Annotated in this window: 9 protein-coding genes; 7 read left to right on the plus strand and 2 right to left on the minus strand. The window is 38.6% G+C overall.

Going from position 1 to position 8,238, the window contains the following annotated elements; genetic code table 11:
• Positions 1 to 131: 131 nt before the first annotated feature.
• Both BLO51_RS27810 and BLO51_RS27815 read left to right on the plus strand, forming a co-directional pair.
• Positions 132 to 995, plus strand: a complete 864-nt coding sequence (locus BLO51_RS27810; protein ID WP_090677346.1) for a hypothetical protein — start codon at positions 132 to 134, stop codon at positions 993 to 995.
• A 4-nt stretch (positions 996 to 999) separates the two neighbouring features.
• On the plus strand, positions 1,000 to 1,710 hold the full coding sequence (locus tag BLO51_RS27815) for an ABC transporter ATP-binding protein (protein ID WP_090677347.1): 711 nt from the start codon (positions 1,000 to 1,002) through the stop codon (positions 1,708 to 1,710).
• An 89-nt stretch (positions 1,711 to 1,799) separates the two neighbouring features.
• On the opposite strand, the gene BLO51_RS30685 is transcribed toward BLO51_RS27815, so the two are convergent.
• Together BLO51_RS30685 and BLO51_RS27825 are read right to left on the minus strand one after the other, a co-directional pair.
• The gene (locus BLO51_RS30685; RefSeq protein WP_425415842.1) at positions 1,800 to 1,940 is read right to left on the minus strand and encodes a LysM peptidoglycan-binding domain-containing protein; all 141 of its coding nucleotides are present in this window, start codon (positions 1,938 to 1,940) and stop codon (positions 1,800 to 1,802) included.
• 170 nt (positions 1,941 to 2,110) lie between these two features.
• Positions 2,111 to 2,854: a DoxX family membrane protein gene (locus tag BLO51_RS27825; RefSeq protein WP_143007020.1), complete on the minus strand. Its 744-nt coding sequence runs from the start codon at positions 2,852 to 2,854 to the stop codon at positions 2,111 to 2,113.
• Positions 2,855 to 3,120: 266 nt separating this feature from the next.
• Here BLO51_RS27825 and BLO51_RS27830 point away from each other — a divergent pair, with 266 nt between their 5' ends.
• The 5 genes from BLO51_RS27830 (at position 3,121) to BLO51_RS27850 (ending at position 8,150) form a co-directional block, all read left to right on the plus strand.
• A complete protein-coding gene (locus BLO51_RS27830; RefSeq protein WP_167670368.1) occupies positions 3,121 to 4,656 on the plus strand; it encodes an FTR1 family iron permease in 1,536 nt (511 codons plus the stop codon).
• Complete coding sequence (locus BLO51_RS27835; RefSeq protein WP_090677352.1) at positions 4,649 to 5,263, plus strand: iron transporter; 615 nt, start codon at positions 4,649 to 4,651, stop codon at positions 5,261 to 5,263. The genes BLO51_RS27830 and BLO51_RS27835 overlap by 8 nt, the downstream gene beginning before the upstream one ends.
• A 141-nt stretch (positions 5,264 to 5,404) precedes the next feature.
• Entirely contained in the window at positions 5,405 to 6,121 is a 717-nt protein-coding gene (locus tag BLO51_RS27840) for a response regulator transcription factor (RefSeq protein WP_245719867.1), read from the plus strand.
• A gap of 137 nt (positions 6,122 to 6,258) precedes the next feature.
• A complete protein-coding gene (locus BLO51_RS27845; protein WP_245719868.1) occupies positions 6,259 to 7,521 on the plus strand; it encodes an ATP-binding protein in 1,263 nt (420 codons plus the stop codon).
• A gap of 119 nt (positions 7,522 to 7,640) precedes the next feature.
• Positions 7,641 to 8,150 carry a helix-turn-helix domain-containing protein gene (locus BLO51_RS27850; RefSeq protein ID WP_167670369.1) on the plus strand — a complete coding sequence of 170 codons (510 nt, stop codon included), beginning with the start codon at positions 7,641 to 7,643 and terminating at the stop codon, positions 8,148 to 8,150.
• The last annotated feature ends 88 nt before the right edge of the window (positions 8,151 to 8,238 follow it).

Below are 8,238 nucleotides of genomic sequence, written 5' to 3' on the forward strand. Positions count from 1 at the left end.
CGGAATGGCTCATTGCTGTTACTAAGATTCTGGATAAATACGTCTATTTCTCACGTCTTGATATCCCAAAAGTTGGTTAATCAACAGGCGTGCTCAATGATATCTTATTTTTAGCAGTTAAATCATTTCAAATGAATAAGCAAGCTCTAGACTTTTTTGGGTTAGTTACAGAAGAAGGAAAAATTTGGGACGATTCTGATTTTAAAGATTCAAACGAAATAATGCCTGTTTTGTTAGGTTCTTCATATCGAAATGTTTATCATATTGGTGATGAAACAACGATTAATCATTATCAAAAAACGTTAACGATACGAGTTATTGGATTTTTAAAGAAAAATAGTAAGATTTACTTTAATAGTAACGCTGAGTTTTACCTGGATAACTATATGGTTCTCCCCTACAGAGATTATGAGGAGCCCGCAGCGCAAGGTGACGAATTATTCCAAAAAGCAAGTTATTTGGCTATGATTAACGGTTATGCTGCAACAGAAAATATTCCATCAAAAGTCCAAAAATTAATGCAAAGAATAGAGGCAATTGCCCAAAAGAGTTCGATTGAATACTCATTTATTGGAATGAATCCACATTACAACAAATATAGAGGCTTAATGACAGTACTGCAAGAAGATAAAATGCTTGTAGAATTTATATTTATTTCTACATCTATTTTAAATTTAATTATCATTTCCATCATTTTGTTATTACAACAGAAAAGGAGAATGTCATCTCTTGCAATACATTATATAAATGGGGCGACAAAATTGGGACTTATAAAAATGCAATGGTTAGAAATTAGTAGTGTTTTACTGGCTGCTTATCTAACTAATTTCATTATCCTAGAGAATATACTGAAAATTGGGGATTACCTAACACAGTTTTATATGTTACTCCTTTGTATGGCTATGAGTATAATACTTTGTGTCCTGCCTGCTTGTAAGCTTTTATTTAACCCTATTACAGATTATATACATATCGAAGATGAAGGAGGAAGGTAATAATATGTTACTTGAACTCTCTGGAATAACAAAACGTTTTAAAAACGGAAGCCAGTATACAAATATTTTAGAAAAATTAGATCTTCGAATACATGAAGGAGAATCCGTTGCGATTAAGGGAAAAAGCGGTTGTGGAAAAACAACATTATTAAATATCTTAGGAGGACTGCTTCCTTTTGAAGAGGGAGAAATGTTTTTTAATGGTACTAATATTTCAAAACTAACCGCAAATGAAATTGCGGAATATCGCCGAAAGAATGTCGCTTTTGTCACACAAAACTTCCATTTGCTTGATGATCGGAATGTATTCAACAATATTGCGCTTCCATTGCAATATCTTGGAATGCCTAAAAACCAAATTAAAAGCGAAATTGAAAAAACATTGTATGAATTAGAAATAGAACATACTATAAAAAGGAGCATTTCAACATTATCTGGCGGTGAACGTCAGAGAGTTGCGATTGCTCGTGCCATTATAAAAAAACCATCAATACTTCTTGCAGATGAGCCTACTGGCTCATTGGATGAGGAGACTGAGGAATCCATATTGAACATTTTCGATATGCTGCATCAAAGAGGAATGACACTTGTTATCGTTACCCACGATGATTCTGTTTCAAGCCGTTGTCAGAATTTATATGAATTACACCATAAAAAACTAGCGCCGCTCGGACATAGAAGTAAAACGAATTACCAGAGAAGCATTTTTATATAGTAGCAAAAAGAAACACCCGGCCGGTACGCGACCAGCTGGGCGTATAGACTGCAGGCACAATCAAATTGGTAGGTCCGGGTTCTGCCGCTTTATCCGGCAGCAGGAAGCTTAACCTTCTGCCCCGGGAAAATCAGATTTGGGTCGTTGAACTTATTCAGCTCTTGCAGCTTCTGCCATGTCGTGTTGTGTTTCTTGCCGATTTTCCACAGCGTATCGCCTGATTTCACCATGTACACCCCGCCGTCCGTCGCCGCAGGAGCCGCCGGGGCGGGCTTTGCAGCTTCCGGTGCTGGTGCAGGCGTGGTCGGTGCAGGAACGGCCGGTGCTGGCGCTGGTGGGGCAAAGGAAAGGGAGGTATCGGTTGCCGCAGATTGGTGCGTTTCGTTTCAAAACTGCAGCATTAATAAACTGCTTGTTTTACTTTATTTTGATGTTCAAAAAGATTATTTTCATTCATGTGTTTTTTCTCAAGATATGCGATCAATTGTTCTATTCGCTCATCTTGTGATGCCTGAGCTTGATTAATGGAGTTTGCGATTTCGATGATACCTTCTTGTAAAAGTTTTTTAAGATCCTCTCTTGAAAAAGTTTCTGTCGAATGGACGGGGACTACTTTGAGTTTTTCTTTTTTTAAGTAAAATACGTTATCCAATTTTAAATATTGATCCAAACTTAAAACGTAAATACGTCTTCCACTAAGTAAAATGCTAAATGCAGTTGTATAAAGAATGAGACTCATTAAGTTTATATTACCTGAAAGAATGAAATTAATATGCATAAATAGACAAATAAGTACGGAAGGCAGTGTCAAGAACCCTGTGATGAGAAATAATCCAACAACGACCTGAGTGACCGGAATTGCATAATTTAAAAACATAACTTGATTTAATGCTGTATCTTCGATAAAGATTTTGTAAAAGTCTGGAACGTTCGGTTTTTCCAATACTTTCATCAAATAATCGGTGAGAAAAACTCCCGGCTGAACAAACCATGAATGACCTGAAGATCCTCCTCCTCCTAATATCTTCGTTATCCCTGCCAACACCCAACCCACACCGAAAAGAATACGCATTAAAACAAATAAAAATTGCTCCCCCCACTTTCCCAGCGTTTTTCGATCTGTTTTAACCACTGGATTTTGCATAATAATTCCCCCAAGTAAAAGAATTAGAGCTAAAAGATATTTAGATATTAATGATAATCATTATCAATCGATTAATTACTCCGTTATATTACAGGAGAAAACTAAAAAACTATTTAATACAAAATTAAAAAGCTTTAATTTTATAGTGTTGGGGATAATTAAAATTCGTTAATTTTTTTTTAATCCAAAATTTAAAATGCCTTGGTATTGTGGAATAGCGAAAAAGATTATTATTCTCAATTAGAGTATGCGGAGGTGAACATGCAGTGATATTAACAATAAAACGCGCCATTGCTAGTACGCTTTTCATATTATTAACGTTAATCCCTGCATTCTTTACGCAGCAAGTATGGGCGCAAGAATACGATGCATTTAAAGAGAAGGTTGTCCAAACCGCTCGATTTATTAACACCATTCCCGTCGAATATTCATTAGGAGTGGATAAAACCGGGGAAGTGGTGAATTGGGGCGAATACAAGGAAGCGAAAATTTATGTGGGAAGAGCAAAAGCTGAATTTAATTCGCTCAGTACCTCGTTATCTGAAATAGATAAAAAAGCAACGAATAAAGTCAAGGAAGGCCTTGATGATCTCACACAGAAAATAAATGATCGTGGCGATCCGAAACATATCGCTTCCTTATCGGCTGAACTGTCAGCAGTTCTGTTGGATATTGTCGGGTTGTCTCAAAGCAAGGGAGAAGATACAGAATCCACAATTGAAGAGCTTAATACATCGTTGGATCGTGTATATGTACTGTATCAACAGGGTGATATTGAACCAGCATTGACAGAAGCTTTGAACTCCTATGCTTTGTTTGGTCCCTTGGAATCGAAGATTGCTGCCAAAAATCAGAAATTGCTCATTCAATCGGAACAAAAGTTTGCAAGATTAAGGGAGCTTATCGCTGCTAAAGCGAGCCCAACAGATCTGCAAAGCGAGATCGTTTCTTTAAAACGTAATCTTCAGCGCGTTAAAGAATTACTTACAGTACCCGCTAGCCCGATTTCGTTATTTTTTGATTCGTTAACCATTATCTTGCGGGAAGGTTTGGAAGCGATATTAGTTATCGGGGCCTTAACGTCATTCCTCATTAAATCTGGTCATAGAAACAAGTTAAAGAGTATTTATTGGGGAGCAGGCGGAGCGATTGCAGCCAGTTTGATTACAGCCGTGCTTTTACAAACTGTCCTTACCGTCAGCGGAGCAAGCCGAGAAGTAATGGAAGGAGTAACGATGATCGTAGCTGCTGCGGTTCTCATCTGGGTAAGCTACTGGTTGATTGGCAAGGCTAAAGCCTCACGATGGAAACAATTCGTAGAAGGCAGAATGAAAACTTCAATCGCAACGGGAAGTTTGTTTGCCCTAGGAATGACAGCTTTTTTGGCCGTATATCGTGAAGGGTTTGAAACGATTCTCTTTTATCAAGCCATATATGCAATGAGCGGTTCAAATTCAGCTGTTGTCGTAGGTGGTTTGGTTGCAGGCTTGTTTATTCTCGGGGCGGTTTACTATTCTTTCAACCGTTATGCTGTGAAGATCCCATTGAAACCTTATTTTTTAGGGACAAGTATTTTATTGAATGTTATGGCTTTTCGTTTCTTGGGGTATGGAATTCGTGAATTGCAATTTGTTGGTTCCCTTAATTCCACGGAGATTCATTGGATGCCTGAAATGAATTTATTAGGAATATATCCGACAGTAGAAGCGATAGCAGCCCAGAGCGGATTATTGATTATTCTATTTCTGGGTTTGGTGATCAGTGTACGTAATAAATATCAAGGAGAGGGTAAAAATGTTTAATAAAAAGCTCATATTATCATCGCTTGTATTGTCTTTAGGGATCTTGATGCTTGCCGGATGCAGTGCGAAACCAGAGGTGAATTCAGATTCATCGCACCAGGAAACCAAAAAAGCGATAGAAGCCAATGCGCCGGAGCATAATGCGCAACCTGTTGACGCTACTGCAGGTCCTGCAGATGTACCTATCGGTAAGGAAAACAAGTTTGGAACTGAATTTGCTTTCGTTTATATTCCAGTTGCAAAGAATGTTCATCCAGTTAATTATCATGGAATGCCAGGAGACAAAGAGGCAGATATTCACCTTGAAGGAGACTTCCATGCGATTGAAGATAATAAATGGGGATTTGCACCTGGAGACTGGATTCCAGGCATGAAAGTCACCTATGAGGCAACGAATAAGAAAACGGGTGATAAGTTATCTGGACGACTCTATCCGATGACAGCCGGTGATGGTCCTCACTACGGATTAAATGTAAAAATGCCAAGTGAAGGCACATATGATTTTACTTTCTGGGTGGAATTGGATACAGACAATTTCGCTTACCATGATGTGGAAGAGTGGTGGACAAAACAAGAGTTTAAATATACGGCTGATTATAAAAAATAGTAAACATACAATTTAAAACAAGCCACCTTTTTAAAGGTGGCTTGTTTTAAATGGACAAAATCTATGTCAACTATTTTCGCCAATATGGAAGTTATTTCTTATAGATAATGCAATTGGCTGACGATACAATTGAAATTGATAATGATTATCATTGTTTTAGGCGGATTGGTGGGGGATGATCGAATGCGCGTATTGTTGGTTGAAGATGAGGCAAAAGTCGCTCGTTTCATTTCGCAAGGATTAAAGGAGCATCATTATGTCGTAGATGTGGCGTACGATGGTGAGACGGCTTCTGAACTGGTTTGTATCGAAGATTATGATCTTATCATCGTGGATATTATGATTCCGATGAAGAATGGGATTCGGCTTATTAGTGAACTGAGGTCGAATGGAACAAAAACTCCTATTCTGATTCTAAGTGCTAAAGATTCCGTGGTTGATAAAGTAAAGGGACTCGATGCAGGTGCGGACGATTTTATGACAAAACCTTTTGCTTTTTCGGAGTTATTAGCCCGTATGCGTAGTTTGCTGAGACGAAATCAAGAGAATGCGTCTCCTATTTTACAAGTAGCAGACCTGACGTTAAACCCTTCCACGAGAGAAGTAATACGGGGCGGGCGCCATATTTATACTTCGAATAAGGAATATGCGATCTTAGAATTTATGATCAGAAATGCAGGCAGGATATTGTCGCGAACTTTGATTCTTGAACATGTGTGGATGGATGCTTACAGTACGGGTACGAATGTGGTTGATGTGTATATCAATCATTTGAGGAATAAAATTGACAAAGATACTGATTTGAAACTGATCCATACGGTTTATAGTGTCGGTTATGTGATCAAAGGTGAAGAATGAAAATCATAAATTTTTCAAAAAGTATCAGCTGGAGGATCACAATCTGGCATTCTATTATTTTTATATTGATTTTATCACTATTCAGCGCTCTATTATATATTACATTTTCCGATTCATTAAACGAAGAAGTCGATTCGATGCTGGTCAGAGAGGGAGATATGATTGCCTATTGTATTGAGTATGGTTATTCGTTTTCTGAAATCGAAAATCATCTGAATGGATTACCTGTTTCGATAGGGATTCAAAAAGAAGAGATGTACTGGCAAATCGAAAACGAACAGGGCCAAGTCATCGCAGCCTCACAAAATCTGCACGGGCAACGTATTGTCTCAGCAACTATGAATATGGTTGATGAAAAGAGCTTCAGTTGGGATCCTGAGCTGAATGGAATACCGCTTCGTGCGATGTCTCTCCCACTTCTAACCAAAAATAAATTGACATACAGAATTACGGTTGCAACATATGATAGGATTCGTCATGTTGCCATCCATCAGTTGCGAAACATAACTATCATCTGCAATTTCGGATTTGCAGCAATTTCAATCGTGATAGGATGGCTAATTTCCAGCAAAACACTGCAGCCGATTAAGAAAATCGTTACAGCTACCAATAGTATCTCAGTCACGAATTTGCATGAGAGGTTACCCATTGAAGGATCGGAAGACGAATTGCAGATCTTAGCTAAAACTTTAAATAGTATGATTGACCGACTAGAAATCTCATTCGCCCAGATTCAGCAGTTCACTTCCGATGTTTCCCATGAACTTCGTACTTCATTGACGATTTTGCGTGGAGAAATCGATGTGGCATTAAACAAGGACAGATCGGCGGAAGAATATAAGAGTGTGCTTTATTCCGTCATGGAAGAGATTGTATATTTATCGGACATGGTAGAAAAATTCTTATATTTATCTACAAAAACCTCAGACCCAAATCAGATTGTCTCAAAAGTCATTGACGGAATTCGATTATTCGAATATGTAAGGAATCATTTATCATCCATAGCTGTGAACAAAAAAATTGAGCTTACTTTTAAGACACCCGAGACAATCACCTTCCATGGCGATGAGGATCTTCTTCGAAGACTGTTTGTTAATCTAATTGAAAATGCCATTAAGTACACACCGGAAGGTGGAACAGTGGCGATCCATGTAACAAGTAAAGGAAAATTCGCCCAGATTGAAGTGATTGATAATGGGATTGGGATTCCTGAAGAACATTTACCCTATATTTTTCAACGATTTTATCGTGTAGGTGATTCCCGAACAAGAAGTCAAGGTGGAACAGGGCTGGGACTGTCTTTATGTAAATGGATTGTAGAGGTTCACAAAGGAACGATTGAGGTTCGTAGTAAGCCTCATCATGGAACCACAGTGATTTTGAGCCTCCGACACGGATAAAGCCGTGGGATTCTTAGCTATATAAGTTGAACTAAAGACCTTAGAAATCTATGGTAAGGAAATTCATACCTACTTGTCGAATAAGTAATGAAACATGAACAGACAGGCAGGGAATGAAGATGGAAAACGCACAAAAATTAGAAGAAGTTAAGCAAGCGATGAAAAAAGCAAAAGATCGCCGCATGTACGAGCGTTATCAGGCGCTATATTTATATTTGCAAGGTACCCGGGCGGAAGCGATTGCGCCTATTTTAAACCGAAGCGTTCAAACGGTAAAAGGCTATATTCAAGCTTATCAAACAGGTGGTCTTTCCGCTTTGAAAATGAATCATTCACCAGGAGCACCTGTTCGCTTAACGAAAGAGCAGCAGGAAAAACTAAAGCAGACCATTGTAAGCTCAGTTCCAAATGATGTGGGTTTTACGGCCCGCCACAACTGGACGTTGGAAATCATCGCGGCCTTTATTAAACGAGAATTTGGCTATACCTATTCGCTGCGTGGTGTTTCGAAAATGATGCATCGCCAAGGGTTAAGCTATACGAAACCCACCTATACCTTAGCGGCGGCGGATGAAGAAAAGCAGCGCCAGTTTTCGGAAGATACATTCCCGCATTTAAAAAAAAACTGATGAATGATGAAATCGATTATTTACTGTTTGAAGATGAGTCGATGATCCGCGATTACCAAGCCATTCAAAAAACGTGGTTTCTGCGCGG

Origin of the sequence: Paenibacillus tianmuensis (assembly GCF_900100345.1) — a bacterium.
Taxonomy (GTDB): Bacteria; Bacillota; Bacilli; order Paenibacillales; family NBRC-103111; genus Paenibacillus_G; species Paenibacillus_G tianmuensis.

Bases quoted from the DNA above. Each gene is read 5' to 3' on its own strand.
- BLO51_RS27825 (WP_143007020.1), bottom strand. From the start codon at position 2,854: ATGCAAAATCCAGTGGTTAAAACAGATCGAAAAACGCTGGGAAAGTGG.
- BLO51_RS27850 (WP_167670369.1), top strand. From the start codon at position 7,641: ATGGAAAACGCACAAAAATTAGAAGAAGTTAAGCAAGCGATGAAAAAA.
- BLO51_RS27845 (WP_245719868.1), top strand. From the start codon at position 6,259: ATGCTGGTCAGAGAGGGAGATATGATTGCCTATTGTATTGAGTATGGT.
- BLO51_RS30685 (WP_425415842.1), bottom strand. From the start codon at position 1,940: ATGGTGAAATCAGGCGATACGCTGTGGAAAATCGGCAAGAAACACAAC.
- BLO51_RS27815 (WP_090677347.1), top strand. From the start codon at position 1,000: ATGTTACTTGAACTCTCTGGAATAACAAAACGTTTTAAAAACGGAAGC.
- BLO51_RS27810 (WP_090677346.1), top strand. From the start codon at position 132: ATGAATAAGCAAGCTCTAGACTTTTTTGGGTTAGTTACAGAAGAAGGA.
- BLO51_RS27835 (WP_090677352.1), top strand. From the start codon at position 4,649: ATGTTTAATAAAAAGCTCATATTATCATCGCTTGTATTGTCTTTAGGG.
- BLO51_RS27840 (WP_245719867.1), top strand. From the start codon at position 5,405: ATGATTATCATTGTTTTAGGCGGATTGGTGGGGGATGATCGAATGCGC.